Origin of the sequence: Acidaminococcus nyctereutis, assembly GCF_052216985.1 — a bacterium.
Classification (GTDB): domain Bacteria; phylum Bacillota; class Negativicutes; order Acidaminococcales; family Acidaminococcaceae; genus Acidaminococcus; species Acidaminococcus fermentans_A.
In genome coordinates, this window is record NZ_JBQOUY010000003.1 from 1 (window position 1) to 16,014 (window position 16,014).

Consider the following 16,014-nt stretch of genomic DNA (forward strand, 5'->3'; position numbering starts at 1 on the left):
GTTTTACGGAAGGAATGAACAATAAGATTAAGGTGTTAAAGAGAGTAGCATTTGGTTTTCGCAACTTTGAACGATTCCGTTCTCGGATTTTACTGCTTTCGATGGTGAAATTAAAATAAAAACAGACGTGAGCAAAAATCGCTCACGTCCGTGTGTGGTAGATGAATTGGAGCTTACCCCAACATTTGACAAAGAACCTAAATTAATTAGTACGGTGTATAATTTGTGAAGTAAAGTTAGAAAAGACTAATTTATCACACCTTTTCCATCTCCGCAGGAGGAAACACGGCAACTCCTGCTGGTTGGGAAGGAAAGGGGAAAACCACAAGGAGGCTTTACCTATGGATAAAAAAATGATGCTGGCCCTGGCTATGGCCTTGGGTGTCAGCGGGACGGCCCTGGCAGCCAACCCCTTCTCCGACTTGCCCGCCGGCCACTGGGCCTATGGCGCTGTGGCCAAGCTGGCGGCTGCCGGCGTGGTTGACGGGTATCCGGACGGCACCTTCAAAGGGGACAAGACCATGACCCGTTATGAAATGGCCCAGATCGTGGCCAAGGCCCTGGCCAAAGGCGCCATCGGCGCTGATGACAAACTGGTCAGCGAATTTGCTGATGAACTGGATAAACTTGGCGTTAGAGTAACCAAACTTGAAAAGAACGCGGACAATGTCCAGATCACTGGGGAAGTCCAGATGAGCTACCGGAACGATTCCGGCTCCGCCACCGGCAAGGGCAGCGAATCCGATCTGCGGACCCGCCTGTGGTTCACCGGGGAAGTGAACGACAATTGGCATTATTTGGCCATGCTGGAAAATCACCAGTATTTCGGCGGCCGGAATGAATCCGGGGACAGCGACACGGATTTCCAGAGAGCGTTCCTGGACGGCCGGATCGGCAGCGTGGAACTGAAGGCCGGCCGGTATGACGAATTCCTGGCGGATGGGAACATCTATGACAGCCAGGTGGACGGGGTGAAGGCCAAGGTGAACCTGGGCCATGCTTCCTACCTCCAGGCAGCCTACGGGAAAATGGCCGATGTATCCGGATTCGGCTATATGAGCGATGAGGAAAAAATCTCCGTGGCCGACAAATTCTGGACTGCAGAACTGGGCGGGGATACGGGCAATTTGCATCTGGCGGCCACCTACACCCGGGCGGACAATATGACCTTCCTGGATGGAGCGGACAATGAAATCTGGACTGCCGGAGCCGGATACCAGGCCGGGAAGCTGGGCCTTAACGCCATGTACCTGCGGGGCAGCAATGATTACGAAAAAGACCGCAGCTGGGACAAGGACGGCTGGGTGGCCGGCCTGACCTATGGCGGGGCTGAAAGTGACAAGCCGGGCAGCTGGGGTCTTCTGGCCACTTATTACGACCAGAGTGCTTCCACGGTGATCGCCCACACCATGGACGGCAACTGGGACACCTTCGTTCCCGGTGAAAGCGGGGTCACCAACGGGTTCAAAGGCTGGAAAGTGGGCGGCAACCTGACCCTGGCCAAAAACATGGTGGCCGAAGTGGACTACTACGACCTGAAAGGCAAGGAAGGGGACCAGAACGGCAAACACGCTCGGACCCTCTGGAGCCAGCTGGTGGTGACGTTTTAAAACTAGGCTGTTGTATGACAACAGCCTGTCATACGTCATAGGTCATAGGTCATATGTCATACGCCGATTGAAGCCAGCTTTGCTGGCGAAGAACACAAGAAAATCGATTGAATTCTATATTAGGTTTTGGAATTTTAAAGTCAATTTGGCAAAATTGATTTCCAAAAGCGTATGACGTATGACGTCTGACCTATGACGAAGGGGTTGTTGCACTTACACGTGCAACAACCCCTTTTAATTTTACTGAAGCGCTTTATCTCCATGTATTGCATTGGGTCATCTGGTCCACCAGGGAGGTTCCGCTGCCGGCCATGAGATCCACCTTGCTGACCACCACCTGCATGATCCGGTTCTTCACCACCCCGTCAGAGGTCTCCATGCCGTAGGAGGCCAGGGAATGGATCATGTAGGGGGTCCCGTTGGAGTTCCCCAGGACCATCATCACATGGTAGGGGGTGAACAGCAGGGAACCCGGGGCGGCCGTCTTGATATAGGCCAGTTTCTGGTCGTGGGTCATGCCCCGGAAACTTTTCCCCGGGAAGGACTGGGCCTGTTCGTCCCCGTTCCGGGGCAGCTGGATGCCCATGGTCTTATATACGTCCTGGACGAAGGAAGAGCAGTCCACGCTGTTGTGCATGCCGCCCCATCCATAGGGGGCTCCCAGGTGTTTGAAGGCCATCTGGATGGTGTTGTTGGCGGTGTAGGGCAGGTATCCCTGGTGCAGGTCTGCCCCATAGGCGGCTTTCACCGGGACAATCTGGAGATAACCCTGATGGTCCCTGGTGGGCAGCAGCAGATTCCCGTTCCGGGTGGGGATGGCGGTGCCCATCTGGTACAGCTGAGGCTGGCTGCCGGCCTGGAGGGTCAGCACACGGCCGGTGACCACGGCGGGAGAAGCCGGATTGGCGTAGGTCTGCCAGGTCTTGGCATCGGTGATGGCTACCTTGTTCCGGGGGACCCAGCCCCGGTAATGGGGGGTCCGGACGAAGATGAAGTTCCCCTGGGGATTGGTGTGGTATACCCGCACCGGGGTGGACGGATCCACCGCCGTTTCCTGCCAGTTGTCGAACTGGGTGTCGGACGCAGAATCGAAGGCCCGCTGGAGGGTGGGGAAGGACCGGAGATCTACCCGATCCACCACCACTCCATATTTCACTGTGTTGGTGGGGCGGATGTTGGCCTTGGCATCCTGGACCAACTGGGACGCGAAGGAATGGCTCAGGGGAGCCCCCTGGACGTACTGATCCTCATCCATGGCGAAGGCGTCCACATAGCTAGTGAGCTGGGTGCCGGAAATGGAATTCCCCAGGTCCTGGATGGAATCCCCGAAGATGGCTTTGTCCATCTGGGCGTTCATGGCACGGATCCGTTCCGGGGTGGCCAGGACGGTGCTGCCCGCCGGAGCAGTCCAGGCGGAAGGCTTGGTGAGCGCAGCTGGTGTACCGGGCATGGCCGCGGCGGCCAGAGCCATGGAAGCGGATAGGCACAGGGCACTGGTCAAAAGGGATATACGATGAAAAGCATGCAGCAAAACGATGACCTCCTTTACATAGCGTCCCTATTATAGCATAGGGGGAGAGTGTGTGAAAATTTTTCCTTCGCCCGCTGCTTACTGAACGTTGACAGCCCTTATTATGGTATAATGAGCCTTATGGATCCCAACAGAAAGGACGCAAACTGCAATGGGAAAATATGTGATCGCCCGGCCTGTGGTCAGTGAGCTGGTGGTGGAAAAGTCCCGCTTCCTGTGTACGCTGGCCCGGGTGGAAACAGAAGGAGAGGCCCAGGAATTTGTCCGGGCCATGAAGAAAAAATATTGGGACGCCACCCACAACTGCTCGGCCTACATCGTGGGGCCGGATAACCGGGTAGAACGGTCCAACGATGATGGGGAACCCAGCGGCACGGCAGGGTCTCCCATGCTGGAAGTGCTCCGCCGGAAGGAACTGTATAATACGGCAGCAGTAGTAACCCGGTATTTTGGGGGCATAAAGCTGGGCGCCGGAGGACTGACCCGGACCTACGGGAAATGTGTGGCTCAGGCAGTGGACGAAGCGGGTCTGGCAGAAAGAGTGCCCATGGGGGATTATTCTTTCGTCTGGTCCTTGGAGGATGTGGGACGGGTGCTGAACCAGCTGTACCAGCAGTCCCTGTTCGCTGTGGGAGATGTGGAATACGCCAACCGGGCCAAAATCCACCTGGTGATGCCCCAGAGCCGGAAAGAGGAAGCAGGAGCCTGGCTCACGGAAACTCTCAGCCGGCCGGTGACTTTGGAAGAAGAGAAAACTTTCTTTGAAGAATGTCCTGCAGAGCCTGTTCAACCTTGATTTTCCCCTCTCGATACAGTACACTAATACTATTGTACATCATGAGATGATGGGGAAAGACTATCTTAGAAAGCAGGCATGATCGATGCTGAAAAAAACTTGTGCTGTCCTGATGAGCTGTCTGGTCCTGGGGGCCGCCACAGTTCCTGTCTGGGCGGCGGATGCCAGCGTATCCATAAAAACGATTACCCGTACGGAAAACAAGGTGACGGTGGAATGTCCTCAGGTCAGCGGAGGCAGCCGGTCGGCGGATGATAGGATCAACCGGGCTCTGAGCAGCCAGGTGGCTTCCTTTGTCAGTGAAGCGTCCACCCTGGGCGGAGGCAAAGTCCATTACGATGTCCACAAATCTGATGCTGAACTGATCAGCTTCACTTTGGTGATGACTCCCAATATGGGGGTAGAGGAAAGCCTCGGCATGACCTTCGACCGGAAAACCGGGGAACTGCGCCCGCTCAGCTACTACTATACCCAAGACCAGCTGGCGGGACTGGCCCAGAACGGGCTCCAGTATCTGTATGACGTTGATCCGGCCAAGCTCCAGACCCTTCCAGATACCTATTATGTAGATAAAGACGGCAGCCTGATCGGGGTGTACCACGCAGGGGCCGTACTGGATAAAAGCGAAGGAGAAATCGAAATCAACCTGTCCGCTGCGGGTATGGATGCAGACGGCAATGTGACCGAAGCTCCTATCGACCACAGCAGTGCTGCACCGGAGGAAAACGCTTCCGGCCAGGAAACGGCTGTCAGCGAAACGGTCAAATCGGCAGGATCTGCTGCCGGAGCTGGAGAAAGCACCGGTCAGGGCCTGGCCCGGATCCGGGCCCGTCTGGCGGCTAAAGAAAAGGCCCAGGCGGAAGCTAAAGCCCAGGCTGATGCCAAGGCCAAAGCTAAGGCAGAAAAAGCTGCAAAAGCCAAAGCGGAGGAACAGGCCCGGATGGAAGCCCAGGCCAAAGCCGATGCCCAGGCCAGAGCGGAAGCCAGAGCTAAGGCCCGGGAAGAAGCCAGAGCCAAAGCTGAGGAAGCAGCCCGGAAAGAAGCTGCCAAAGCGGCCAAAGTCGAGGCCGCTGAGAAAAATAGAACAGCGGAAGCCGCGGCAAGCAGCCTGACGGCGGCCAAAGGAATCACCAAACCGGCAGAACAGACTCCTGCCCGTCCTCTGACCGTAAAGGAAAAAGTGGCGGCCATCCAGGCCCAGGAAGCCAAAGAAGAGGCGGCCCGGGAAGAAGCCCGGATGAAGGAACTAGTGGCCATCAAAGAAGCCGCTGAAAAACGGGCGGCCGAGGAAAAGGCCCGCCGGGAAGCGGAAGAACGGGCAGCAGAAGAAGCCCGCCGGGAAGCGGAAGCAGCGGCGGAAGCCGAACGGCAGGCCGAAGCACAGCGGCAGGCGGAAGCGGCCAGAGCCGCAGCGGCAGCCCTGGATACGGATGTCAGCGGAGCTGGGGTGATCACCGGCAGCGAAGTACGGATGCGGTCCAGTGCCGGTCTGGAGGGAAGTGTCATCGGAGCCTTTGAAAGGGGAGAATCGGTGGAAGTCCTGGGCAGCACCCGGGCGGACGGCATGACATGGTATAAGGTGACCCGCAGTGACGGATCTACCGGATATGTGGCTGCCGATTACTGCAGCCTGGGCAGCGGTGACTCTCCCAGCAGCACTGTGGGCACCATTACCGGCACTGATGTACGGATGCGGGCTAGTTACAGTACGGACAGTGATGTGCTGGGATATTTCGACAACGGGGAAACGGTGACCATCCTGGACGATGTGACCAGCGGAGGCCAGCGGTGGCTGAAGGTCCAGCGGAGCGACGGTTCCGTAGGCTGGGTTTCTGCGGATTTCTGTGCCCAAAGCTGACCCCAGTGAAATCATCTTTTTGACTGGAAGGTCAGAGATGTTCGTGATACAATGACTACATCAAAGGAGAAGGAGGCAGACCGTGATGAAAAAGATGGGACGGATCATTGCCGCACTCTGCTGTCTGCTGGGTCTGACATTCCCCATGGAACGAAAAGCGGATGCTGCTGCAGCTGGGACCATCATCGGTACCGAAGTGCGGATGCGGAAGGGCGCTGGGACGGATACGGAGATCTTAGGGTATTTTGAAGATGGAGAAAAGGTAGAAGTCCTGAAAAGCAACGTCAATGAAGGCCGGAAATGGTATGAAGTGAGCCGGAAAGATGGATCCCTGGGATGGGTGGCCGGAGAATACTGCCGGGTGCCGGAAGGATCCCTGATCCCTTCCGAGACACGTCTCCAGGACCGGAAGGGCAAGATCACCGGGACGGAAGTCCGGATGCGCAGCGACCCCAGTCAGAATGGAGATGTGCTGGATTACTTCGCCAAGGGTGAAATCGTGACCATCCTGGATGCGGCCGATGGAGGAGGCCTCCATTGGACCAAGGTAGAACGGGAAAACGGGGATATCGGCTGGGTTGCTTCTGATTACTGCCAGGAACTTTAATTTTCTGGCCAAAGCTTCCCCAGATGTGATAAAATAATAGAAATGACTACTAGGAGGTTTGTAGCGATATGAAAAAAATCTGGCAAACGCTTTCTGCCGCTGCTTTCAGTGCAGCTCTCATGCTGCCTGTTTTCCATCAGGCGGAAGCAGGGACCTTTACTTTTACGCCATCCAAGCCCGCAGAGACCACTACGCAACAGCAAACTCCTGCTGCAATGCCTCAGGTGAAATCCCTGAAATTGGCCGTGGTGCCTCTGATGATCGGGGAAAAAGTGGAAGACAACGAAGGGATGAAACCCATCGTGTTCAGCAATGAAATCGCCAAGGCATTCCAATATCCGGAATATGATATGGTGGATTCCGATGTGGTCCGGAAAGTAGCCCTGCAGGAACAGGACAATCTGTTCACCAAGGCCGGACTGGAAAAAGTAGCCCAGGCCAGCGGGGCCGATGTGGTCATCGTCATGGCGGTGGACAAATTCGATGTGACGGAAGACAACTTCCGCCGGGAACCCATGACCATCCTGGATTACCGGGGCCGTTTTGCCACGGTGAACATGCTGAACCATAAGTTTAAAGTGGATCACTGGAGTTACGGCCGTGAAATGGAATCGGGTGCCATCAATCCCCGGTCCGACTGGCCCCACCACGAATTCGGCCTGTTCTGCCGGAGAGAATTGAAGAAGGTCATTAAGAATAACAAATAAAGGCGGCTGCTGCATGGGCAGCAGCCCGTCATACGTCATAGGTCATATGTCATACGACGATGGAAGCCAGCTTTGCTGGCTTTGAATGGACGAAAGCAGTTGAATGCTGTAAAAGGTTTTGAAATTTCAAGATCAATTTAGAAAATTGATTTCCAAAAGCGTATGACGTATGACGTCTGACCTATGACAAAAGGGCTGTTGCTCATGCAACAGCCCTTATTTTCATAAGGAAGGAATCACAGCAATGGATTGGGCGGAAATCAAGAAGGCAGGCCTTGCCTGCTACAATATCAGGCATCTGAAGGAACGGAAGCGCTATTGGATCTATCTCCTCCGCTGCCGGACCCATCGGAAGCAGATGGAACGGCTCCAGAAGTTCTTCCATGAGGATCCTTTGCGCCGAGAGGTGCTCCAAGGCATGCCCTGCCTGTTGGAACAAGCGACTCGGGCGTTCTTTTACAAAGGAGCGGGCTGGGAAGAACGGACAAAGCTGATCCAGGATCATATCGCTATCCTCCAGCAGAAGCTGACACCGGAGTTCCTCCGGGAAATCTATGTCCGGCATGGACGGGTGAACTTGTGGACCGATTCTTTCCAGGAAAAACCCCTGACCCTGGATCTGCTCTTCCATCCCGGTCAACGGAAGGAAGGCTGCCTGTCCCTGGTCCTCCACTGGGGAGAATTGGATTTTTACCAGATCATGTTCTGGCTGGGGCCGGATCCGGGAACGGGAGGACCCTGCTTCTGGGTGGGGGCCCTCCAGGGGACCCGCCTGGGGAATGAGGCGGTGAAGGCCATGACCAAGCAGTTCTTCGGCTACCGGACCAAGAATCTGATCTTCTACGGGCTGCGGACGCTGGCAGACCTGATGGGCTGTGAAGCCATCTATGCAGTGACCAATGCAGGCTATTATGCCATGAACCATGTGCGGATGGACCGGAAGCTGAAGACCAATTTCGGAGATTTCTGGGGGGAATGCGGGGGCGAGCCTTGTACCGATCCCCGGTTCTATCGGATTCCTCTGGAAGAAAAACGGCGGGATCTGTCAGAATTCAAGCCTTCCAAGCGGGCCAATCACCGGCGCCGGTATGAACTGATGGATAAGATGCGGGCGGAAATGGCAGGAAAGCTGGGGCCTTTCGTCGTACCCTGATTTATGATACAATAAAACCGATAGTTTCTGAAAATTACCCTGACGGAGGTGTCTGGATTGAAGAAGAAAATCATCAGCCTGTTTTTGACAGCCTTGCTTTGCCTCACCTGCCTGATACCCGCTTTTGCTGAGGAGATGGCAGCCACCAATACGGTAGCTGGCAAATTGGAAATCGCAGAAAATTTCCTGTATGGTGCTGTGCAGACCGGATCCCTGGTATCCCGGGTGGACAAAATGGAAATGGATATGGAGGGGCGGAAAAGTTCTGGTTCTGTCATGAGCCGGGTGGACAAACTGTACAACCAGCTGGAAGGAGCTCCGGCTGGCGGGAAGCTTTCCATGGCTACCCTGATGAACGTCATTGAATGGCAGTTCTCCGACCGGATGTCCACTGATGCGGCCAAGAGCCGGCTGGGCCATCTGGAAACCCAGATCTTCGGTACGGAATACGCCAAGGATTCCTTCAGCAGCCGTCTGGACCGTCTCACCAAGGCGGCTTTCCCCAATGGCAGCCTGACTTCCAGTACGGTGGTGCTGCCTAAGGATTCCCTGCTCAAAGTGAAGTTCATGGAAGATATCAGCAGCAAGACCAACCAGCAGGGAGACACCATCGATTTCGTAGTGGATGACAATGTGTATGTAGGAGATGTGCTGGTCCTGCCCAAGGGAGCCAAGGGCTATGGTCAGATCAAGAAAATCGTGCAGCCCCGGATCTTCGGACGGGATGCCCGGATCGACCTGGACTTCTCCCATGTGGTGGCTGTCAACGGGGGCGCCGTCCCTGTGATGGTGGGCGATTTGGCCAAACAGCAGGCTAAGACCGCTGCCGGTGCCGCCGGTGCGTCCATCGGGGGCATGATCCTCTTTGGGCCGGTAGGCGTTGTAGGAGGCGCTTTCGTGAAAGGTTCATCGGTGACCATCCCGGCTGGGACCAATACTTATGTGCAGGTAGCGGAAGACACCAGTGTGGACGGGGTGATCCTGGCCGGCAGTTCGGCCATCGGGCAGCAGCTGGATGGCAGCAGCGCTCAGGGAGGTCCTTCTGCCACGCAGCCTGCTTCAGCTGTGACCAAGGAGCCTGCGGCTGAACCAGCTGCAGAAACGGTGCCTGCCCAGGAAGCCCCCAAAGAAACGCCCAGTACGGTGCAGCCCCCGAAATCCACCGGGGTAGCCCTGGATGAAACGGGAGAACAGCCGGCGGAAGAGAAGGCACCCGCCCAGGAACCCGCTGCAAAAGACAATGGGGATGAGAAAGCGGACGCCGAGACCGAAGCGGCGCTGGCTGAAGACCAGAAACGGGATGAAGAAGCCAAGAAACTGGTACGCAGGAACAGCAGCCAGCCTATGCTGGATGAAGATGACGGCAGTGCCTATAACGCGTCGACCCTTTGAATCGGCTGGAAGCACCGGCCCCTCTCTTTCACACAAAGTTGCGGAAGAGAGGGGCCTTTTGTGTTATAATATTGAAGAGTGTACCTGCTTTCCGGGCAGAAAGTTGCCCGCGCTGCAGATGATTTGGTGTTGCAGAAACTATCCATTGGAGGACAGAATCCTATGAACAAGAAGGCATTGGCCTTGGGAATTACATTGGCCCTGTCGCTGCCCGGGATGGCCAGCGCGGCCGTGGACTTTGACGGGGGAAAACTGAGCAGCAAGGACGGTCCGGCCTATCAGCCCCAGATCCAGAGCTTGGATGAAGTGGAATCCTATGCCCATCAGCATGAAGGAAGGCGGCGGCTCCAGGATCAACCGGATGCCCAAACGGAAGCCATTACCCGGGCCAGCCGGGAAACATCTAAGGAACAGAAAAAACGCCAGGAAAAGGGGGAGATACTTCCCAGCGAATCCACCCTGCCCATTACTATTTATGGGGATCAGGTACAGTACAATTCGGAAACCGGGGATTTTGAAGCCAAGGGGAATGTACGGCTGTATCAAGGCAGCCAGAAACTCTATACGGCCCAGGCTCAGGGCAATTCCAAGACCGGGGATGTCTATCTCCTGACCGGGGGCCGGATCGTGGATGAGACCAGCACGGGCACCAGCGTGACCGACGGCCAATGGGGCCATTACAATTTCCTGGATAAGACCGGCACGGTGAAGAATATCTCCGGACACAACGGCAAGGACCTGTACAAGGCGGATATCGGGGAAATCTACCCGGACCGGGTGGAACTGACCAGCGGCGGCACCACCACCCGGTGTCCTGCGGTGAAGCATCCTCCCTGTGTGGAAATCAAGGCGGATAAAGTGGTGATCTATCCCAAGGACAAGATCATCGCCTACAACGTGAAAGTGTTCGTCAAAGGCAAACACATCTATTCCCGGGACCGGTGGATCAACCGGATGGACGATAATGGCAGCCGACAGAGCCTGTTGCCCCATATCGGCTATGATACGGACCACGGCGTGAAGCTGCGCTATAACCTGGATATCCCCCTGAGCAGCAAGAATACCCTGGATGCGGAACTGAAGTATTATTCCAAGATCGGCTGGCGGCCTCTCTTTACAGACCGGCAGGATGAAAAGAACTTCTATGTGCAGATCCAGGACGGCCATACGGAAGACTCTGACAACAACTGGATCCGGAAGGAACGGGATGTGAAGTTCGTTTACAAAGCCCACAAGTTCGACGACCGGATCCCGGTGAACTATTCCGCCTACATCAGCCACGGTCTGTGGAAGGACAACTGGAAGCGGAGCTGGCATACGGAATATGGAGTGTATCTGAACCATGATCCCATCCGGCTGACCCAGGAAAAACGGCCTCTGTACCTGAACCTGGGTATGGGCCATAAGTGGGTGAAGGAAAGCATCACCGACGAAACCAAGAAGACCATGCTCTATTCTGCTACCTTGCGGAAAAGCTTTGACGGGGGCTGGAACACCTGGCTGGGCTATTACTATGAAAAAGAACACAGTTCGGTGTTCTCCTATGCGGACCCGGATATGTCCAAGGAAGTCCAATGGGGGCTGGGCAAGAAGCTGGGACCCAATGATTGGGTGAATTTCGTCATGCGGTACGACCAGGGCAAGAGCAGTGTCTATGAATACATCTACCGGTGGTACCACGATTTCTGCTGCTTCCGTCTGGGCTTGGAATATCGGGATAAGAAATACAACAATGATCATGAATGGAGTGTGACATATGACCTCTATCGGTGGTAAGGCACAGGAAATCATCGGTGCCCGGCTCTTGGAACATGAGAAACTGGTCCACCGGGTCATGGGCAGTAAACGGCTGCTGAAAGCTGTGGAGGAGGCTGCAGGCCTTATTTCCCTGACACTGGCTTCCGGGGGCAAGGTGATGTTCTGCGGCAATGGGGGTTCGGCGGCCGACGCCCAGCACTGGGCAGCGGAAATCGTAGGCCGCTTCCAGAAAGAACGGCCGGGGATGGCCGCTCTGGCTCTCACTACGGATACTTCCATCCTGACGGCCATCGGCAACGATTACGGCTACGACCGGATCTTTGCCCGGCAGGTGGAAGGCCTGGGGCAGGAAGGGGATGTACTGGTGGGGATCTCTACCTCTGGGAACAGCGGCAATGTGCTGGCAGCCATTGAAACGGCTCGGGCCAAAGGCATCCGGGTCATCGGTTTTACGGCCAAAGGCGGCGGCAAGATGGCGGATCTCTGTGACGTACTGCTGGACGTGCCGTCGGTGAATACGGCCCGGGCCCAGGAAATCCATGAAATCATGGGACATATCATTTGTGAGCTGGTGGAAGACTATGCGTAATACCCAAAGTATCCAATTCCTGACGGAAGACATCCAGAAACTGCGGATCGCAGTGATCGGGGATGTGATGCTGGACCGGTATGTGTACGGGGAAGTGAAACGGATTTCTCCGGAAGCACCGGTGCCCGTGAACCGGGTGCGCCGGATGGAAAGCGTCCTGGGAGGCGCCGGCAACGTGGCAGCTAACTTGGCAGGATTGGGCGTAAAAGTGTATGTGGCCGGGGTCACTGGGCTGGATGCGCACCGGGATGCTCTGGAAAAGAAAATGGCGGCAGCAGGCATCGATTCCAGCGGGCTTTTGCCCATGCCGGGCCGCAGCACCATTACTAAGATGCGGATCATCGGTGCCCGGCAGCAGATGCTCCGGCTGGATTTCGAAGAGCCGGGGGATCTGGAACCGGAAGAAGAACGGCAGCTGCTGGACTGGCTGCAGAAACGGCTCCAGGGAGGCCTGGATGGCATTGCCCTCAGTGACTATGCCAAGGGGGTCTGCTCGGACCATTTCTGCCAGACGGTGATCGACCTGGCCCATAGTGCCCAGGTGCCGGTACTGGTGGATCCTAAAGGGGCGGACTGGCGGAAGTATGCCGGCTGCGATTTCATCACCCCCAATGTGAAGGAAATGTGCGAAGCCGGGGGCAAAGTGGTCCCTAATGAAACGGAACCGCTGGTGGAACTGGCGGCCAAGGCCCGTGATACCTTCCAGATCAAGAACGTGGTGGTGACCCGTTCGGAAAAAGGGGTGTCCCTGATCAATCGGAAAGAAGTGATCACCGAAGCGGCTACGGCCCGGGATGTGTTCGATGTATCCGGAGCTGGGGATACGGTAGCGGCTGTGCTGCTGGCAGCCGTAGCGGGAGGCCTTTCTCTGGGAGAAGCCTTGAAGCTGTCCAACAAGGCAGCGGGGATCGTGGTTTCCAAAGTGGGGACCTACCCGGTGCACCGGGAGGAACTGCTCCGGGAGGTGTTGGCCAGTGAGGAACGGGAAGGCCGGGATTACCGGCCCCTGAACTGGGACGAAGTGACCAGCCTGGCCCGGACCTGGCAGGCTGCAGGAGAAAAGATCGTCTTTACCAACGGCTGCTTCGACATCCTCCATACGGGCCATGTCACCTATCTGGAACAGGCGTCCCGGCTGGGACAGCACCTGATCGTGGGCGTCAACACCGATGCTTCGGTAAAACGGCTGAAAGGGGAGACCCGTCCCCTGAACCAGGAAAATGACCGGGCACGGCTCCTGGCGGCTTTAGCCTGTGTGGATGCCGTGGTCCTCTTCGGGGAGGATACGCCCACGGAGTTGATCCGGCGGATCCGCCCGGATATCCTGGTAAAAGGCGGGGACTATAAACCGGAAGAAGTGGCCGGACGGGAGTATGCCGGACGGGTGGAGATCCTGCCGTTCAAGGAAGGGTATTCCACTACCGGAGTGATCCAGAAAATCGCTGAACTGGTCAAGGAGGGCAAATTATGATCATTGTAACCGGAGGTGCCGGTTTTATTGGCAGCAATATCGTCAAGGGTCTGAATGAACAGGGCCGGGATGACATCCTGGTGGTGGACAATCTGACTAATATGGTGAAGTTCAAGAACATCCAGGGTCTGAAGGTCATGGATTATCTGGATAAGGTGGACTTCATCCAGCGGGTCCGGGACGGGAAGTTCGACCACGAACCCATTGAAGTGATCTTCCATGAAGGGGCCTGCTCCGATACCATGGAATACAATGGCAAATACATGATGGAAAATAACTTCGAATATACCAAGACCCTCATGCACTTTGCCCTGGACCGGCGGATCCAGTTCCTGTATGCTTCCTCTGCTTCCACTTACGGCAGCGGGAAGAACGGCTTCCGGGAAGAGCCGGCCTGTGAAGAAGCCCTGAACGTATACGCCTTCTCCAAGCTGTTCTTCGACAATTATGCCCGCCGATATTTTGACAAGGCGGAGAGCCAGATCGCCGGGTTCCGGTATTTCAATGTGTTCGGCCCCCAGGAGAACCACAAGGGGAAAATGGCTTCCATGGTGCGCCAGATGTTCCTCCAGTGGCAGGCAGAACACAAGGTGAAGCTGTTCGGAACGTACGACGGTTATGGGCCGGGAGAACAGACCCGGGACTTCATCTATGTGAAAGATGTGGTGAAGGTCCTGTTCGATTTCTGGCAGCATCCGGAACGGAAAGGGGTCTTTAATCTGGGGACCGGCCATGCCCATACTTTCAACGACATGGCCAAAGCCGTACTGGAATTCTTTGGCAGCGGCGAATTGGTCTATGTGCCTTTCCCGGAAGTGCTGAAAGGAAAATACCAGAGCTATACCCAAGCGGATACGACGAAGCTGCTGGCGGCCGGGTATACGGGCGGTTTCACGGATTTCAGCCAGGCGGTGAAGGAATACTGCCAGGTACTCCAGGATTCTGACGGCTATTACAAGGCATGAAGACAGGGGAAAAAGCGGTGTTCCTGGACCGGGACGGGGTCCTGGACATCGATAAAGGCTATATTTACCGTCCGGACCAGGTGGAATGGGTGGCCGGGGCCAGAGAGGCCGTGGCCGCCCTGGTCCGCCGGGGCTACCAGGTGTATGTGGTGACCAATCAGAGCGGCATCGCCCGGGGCTACTACACCCAAAAGGACATGGAGCATCTCCATGCCTATATGGCGGAAGAAATCAGGAAAGCCGGCGGCCAGATCGACGGCTTCTATTTCTGTCCCCATCATCCCACCAAAGGGGTGATCCCGGAACTGACCGTGGCCTGCTGCTGCCGGAAGCCCAAACCGGGGATGATCCTGCAGGCTATGGAAGAGCATGGGCTGGACCGGGAAGGATCCTTCCTGATTGGGGACAAGGAAAGTGACGTGGAGGCGGCCCTGGCGGCGGGGATACCGGGCTACCGGTTCAACGGGACGGATCTGCTGGCATTTGTCCGGCAGGTGTTGGCCAGGCAGGAGGGGAGAAAGTGATCTACCAGAACATCCTGATCATCAAAATGAGTTCCCTGGGGGATGTGATCCATGCCCTGCCCTTTGCGGCGGCTCTCCGGGAAACCTTCCCAGACAGCCGGATCAGCTGGCTGGTCCATCCCCAGTTCAGCGCCTTCGTGCCGGAACCGCCCATCATCGACGAAGTGCTGTATTTCGACAAGAAGGCCTTCGGGAAAATGGGCTGGGGCGAAAAATGGCGGACGCTCCGGGAAACTCGAGCCATGCTACGGTCTAAGAAGTTCGACCTGGTGATCGATCTCCAGGGCCTGTTCAAAAGTGCGGTGATGGCCTGGCTTACTGGCTGTCCCAACCGGATCGGCTACTGTGAGATGCGGGAAGGGAGCCGGCTTGTTTCCCGGCCTATCGTGGGGACCCATGCCCATGACCATGTGATCGAACGGTATCTGGATGTGGCCCGGTATCTGGGAGCAAAGGCAGAGAAGATCACCTATCCCATGCCAGCTCTCACCGAAGAGAGAAAGAGCATCCGCCAGCGGCTCCAGGAAGCCGGGATGACGGAGGGAGGGATCCTGCCCTATGCAGTGCTGGTGCCCGGGGCCAGGTGGGAAACCAAGCGGTGGCCTTTGGAACACTATGCAGCCTTGGCCCGGAAGTTCCTCCAGGACGGGACATGGGTGGTGCTGGCCGGGGGACCGGAAGATGCGCCCCTGGGAGAAAAAATACGGGAAATGGTGGGGCAGGAACCCCGTCTGCTGGACTGGATCGGTCGGACCAGTCTCCGGGAACTGGGCGCCCTGATCAAAGGAGCCCGGTGCTATGTCAGCGGGGATACAGGGCCTCTCCACATTGCTACGGCGCTCCAGAAGCCCCTGGTGACCATCTACGGACCTACCCGGCCGGACCGGACGGGCCCCTATGGCAATCCCCGGGCCACGGTGCTGGTGAGCCCAGTACCGTGTGCCGGCTGCCTGAAAAAGCACTGCGGCCACTGGAACTGTATGGGAGCAGTGACTCCGGATCAGGTCTATCAGCTGTGCAAAGAGAAGGAGGGGAGAGACTGTGACTGAACTG

Annotated in this window: 15 protein-coding genes; 14 read left to right on the forward strand and 1 reads right to left on the reverse strand. The window is 56.5% G+C overall.

Translation table 11 applies throughout. The features are described 5' to 3' along the window. Together ACTUHY_RS02485 and ACTUHY_RS02490 are read left to right on the forward strand one after the other, a co-directional pair. Window positions 1–119: transposase (locus ACTUHY_RS02485; RefSeq protein WP_337928722.1), on the forward strand; the 119-nt coding region annotated here is incomplete at its 5' end. Between the two features lie 222 nt (window positions 120–341). Next, a complete protein-coding gene (locus ACTUHY_RS02490) occupies window positions 342–1,610 on the forward strand; it encodes an S-layer homology domain-containing protein (RefSeq protein ID WP_278673475.1) in 1,269 nt (422 codons plus the stop codon). Between the two features lie 253 nt (window positions 1,611–1,863). Here ACTUHY_RS02490 and ACTUHY_RS02495 read toward each other — a convergent pair whose 3' ends face one another. Further along, complete coding sequence (locus ACTUHY_RS02495) at window positions 1,864–3,141, reverse strand: C40 family peptidase (protein ID WP_278673474.1); 1,278 nt, start codon at window positions 3,139–3,141, stop codon at window positions 1,864–1,866. A gap of 151 nt (window positions 3,142–3,292) precedes the next feature. Here ACTUHY_RS02495 and ACTUHY_RS02500 point away from each other — a divergent pair, with 151 nt between their 5' ends. The 12 genes from ACTUHY_RS02500 (at window position 3,293) to waaC (ending at window position 16,010) form a co-directional block, all read left to right on the forward strand. After that, window positions 3,293–3,937 carry a YigZ family protein gene (locus ACTUHY_RS02500; protein WP_278673473.1) on the forward strand — a complete coding sequence of 215 codons (645 nt, stop codon included), beginning with the start codon at window positions 3,293–3,295 and terminating at the stop codon, window positions 3,935–3,937. An 85-nt stretch (window positions 3,938–4,022) separates the two neighbouring features. Further along, a complete protein-coding gene (locus ACTUHY_RS02505; protein ID WP_278673472.1) occupies window positions 4,023–5,795 on the forward strand; it encodes an SH3 domain-containing protein in 1,773 nt (590 codons plus the stop codon). A gap of 85 nt (window positions 5,796–5,880) precedes the next feature. Further along, on the forward strand, window positions 5,881–6,402 hold the full coding sequence (locus ACTUHY_RS02510) for an SH3 domain-containing protein (protein ID WP_278673471.1): 522 nt from the start codon (window positions 5,881–5,883) through the stop codon (window positions 6,400–6,402). Window positions 6,403–6,470: 68 nt separating this feature from the next. Beyond that, on the forward strand, window positions 6,471–7,109 hold the full coding sequence (locus ACTUHY_RS02515) for a hypothetical protein (protein WP_442826471.1): 639 nt from the start codon (window positions 6,471–6,473) through the stop codon (window positions 7,107–7,109). A gap of 244 nt (window positions 7,110–7,353) precedes the next feature. After that, window positions 7,354–8,262, forward strand: coding sequence for a VirK/YbjX family protein (locus tag ACTUHY_RS02520; RefSeq protein ID WP_442826472.1), 909 nt, complete (start codon window positions 7,354–7,356; stop codon window positions 8,260–8,262). A gap of 48 nt (window positions 8,263–8,310) precedes the next feature. After that, window positions 8,311–9,654, forward strand: a complete 1,344-nt coding sequence (locus tag ACTUHY_RS02525; RefSeq protein ID WP_442826473.1) for a hypothetical protein — start codon at window positions 8,311–8,313, stop codon at window positions 9,652–9,654. A 162-nt stretch (window positions 9,655–9,816) separates the two neighbouring features. Next, window positions 9,817–11,430 carry an OstA-like protein gene (locus tag ACTUHY_RS02530; protein ID WP_442826474.1) on the forward strand — a complete coding sequence of 538 codons (1,614 nt, stop codon included), beginning with the start codon at window positions 9,817–9,819 and terminating at the stop codon, window positions 11,428–11,430. Then, entirely contained in the window at window positions 11,411–12,001 is a 591-nt protein-coding gene (gene gmhA, locus ACTUHY_RS02535) for a D-sedoheptulose 7-phosphate isomerase (RefSeq protein WP_278673466.1), read from the forward strand. Before ACTUHY_RS02530 ends, gmhA begins: the two co-directional genes overlap by 20 nt. After that, the gene (gene rfaE1, locus ACTUHY_RS02540; RefSeq protein WP_278673465.1) at window positions 11,994–13,472 is read left to right on the forward strand and encodes a D-glycero-beta-D-manno-heptose-7-phosphate kinase; all 1,479 of its coding nucleotides are present in this window, start codon (window positions 11,994–11,996) and stop codon (window positions 13,470–13,472) included. The genes gmhA and rfaE1 overlap by 8 nt, the downstream gene beginning before the upstream one ends. After that, window positions 13,469–14,437 (forward strand): ADP-glyceromanno-heptose 6-epimerase, encoded by a 969-nt coding sequence (gene rfaD / locus ACTUHY_RS02545; RefSeq protein ID WP_278673464.1) that lies wholly within the window; start codon window positions 13,469–13,471, stop codon window positions 14,435–14,437. The genes rfaE1 and rfaD overlap by 4 nt, the downstream gene beginning before the upstream one ends. Continuing rightward, window positions 14,434–14,961: a D-glycero-alpha-D-manno-heptose-1,7-bisphosphate 7-phosphatase gene (locus ACTUHY_RS02550; RefSeq protein WP_278673463.1), complete on the forward strand. Its 528-nt coding sequence runs from the start codon at window positions 14,434–14,436 to the stop codon at window positions 14,959–14,961. Before rfaD ends, ACTUHY_RS02550 begins: the two co-directional genes overlap by 4 nt. Next, window positions 14,958–16,010, forward strand: coding sequence for a lipopolysaccharide heptosyltransferase I (gene waaC, locus ACTUHY_RS02555; protein WP_442826475.1), 1,053 nt, complete (start codon window positions 14,958–14,960; stop codon window positions 16,008–16,010). The genes ACTUHY_RS02550 and waaC overlap by 4 nt, the downstream gene beginning before the upstream one ends. Window positions 16,011–16,014 lie beyond the last annotated feature (4 nt).

Excerpts from the sequence above, each read along its gene's own strand:
- rfaE1 (WP_278673465.1), top strand. The coding sequence starts at position 11,994 with ATGCGTAATACCCAAAGTATCCAATTCCTGACGGAAGACATCCAGAAA.
- ACTUHY_RS02530 (WP_442826474.1), top strand. The coding sequence starts at position 9,817 with ATGAACAAGAAGGCATTGGCCTTGGGAATTACATTGGCCCTGTCGCTG.
- ACTUHY_RS02500 (WP_278673473.1), top strand. The coding sequence starts at position 3,293 with ATGGGAAAATATGTGATCGCCCGGCCTGTGGTCAGTGAGCTGGTGGTG.
- ACTUHY_RS02550 (WP_278673463.1), top strand. The coding sequence starts at position 14,434 with ATGAAGACAGGGGAAAAAGCGGTGTTCCTGGACCGGGACGGGGTCCTG.
- ACTUHY_RS02515 (WP_442826471.1), top strand. The coding sequence starts at position 6,471 with ATGAAAAAAATCTGGCAAACGCTTTCTGCCGCTGCTTTCAGTGCAGCT.
- rfaD (WP_278673464.1), top strand. The coding sequence starts at position 13,469 with ATGATCATTGTAACCGGAGGTGCCGGTTTTATTGGCAGCAATATCGTC.
- ACTUHY_RS02520 (WP_442826472.1), top strand. The coding sequence starts at position 7,354 with ATGGATTGGGCGGAAATCAAGAAGGCAGGCCTTGCCTGCTACAATATC.
- gmhA (WP_278673466.1), top strand. The coding sequence starts at position 11,411 with ATGACCTCTATCGGTGGTAAGGCACAGGAAATCATCGGTGCCCGGCTC.
- ACTUHY_RS02505 (WP_278673472.1), top strand. The coding sequence starts at position 4,023 with ATGCTGAAAAAAACTTGTGCTGTCCTGATGAGCTGTCTGGTCCTGGGG.
- ACTUHY_RS02490 (WP_278673475.1), top strand. The coding sequence starts at position 342 with ATGGATAAAAAAATGATGCTGGCCCTGGCTATGGCCTTGGGTGTCAGC.
- ACTUHY_RS02510 (WP_278673471.1), top strand. The coding sequence starts at position 5,881 with ATGAAAAAGATGGGACGGATCATTGCCGCACTCTGCTGTCTGCTGGGT.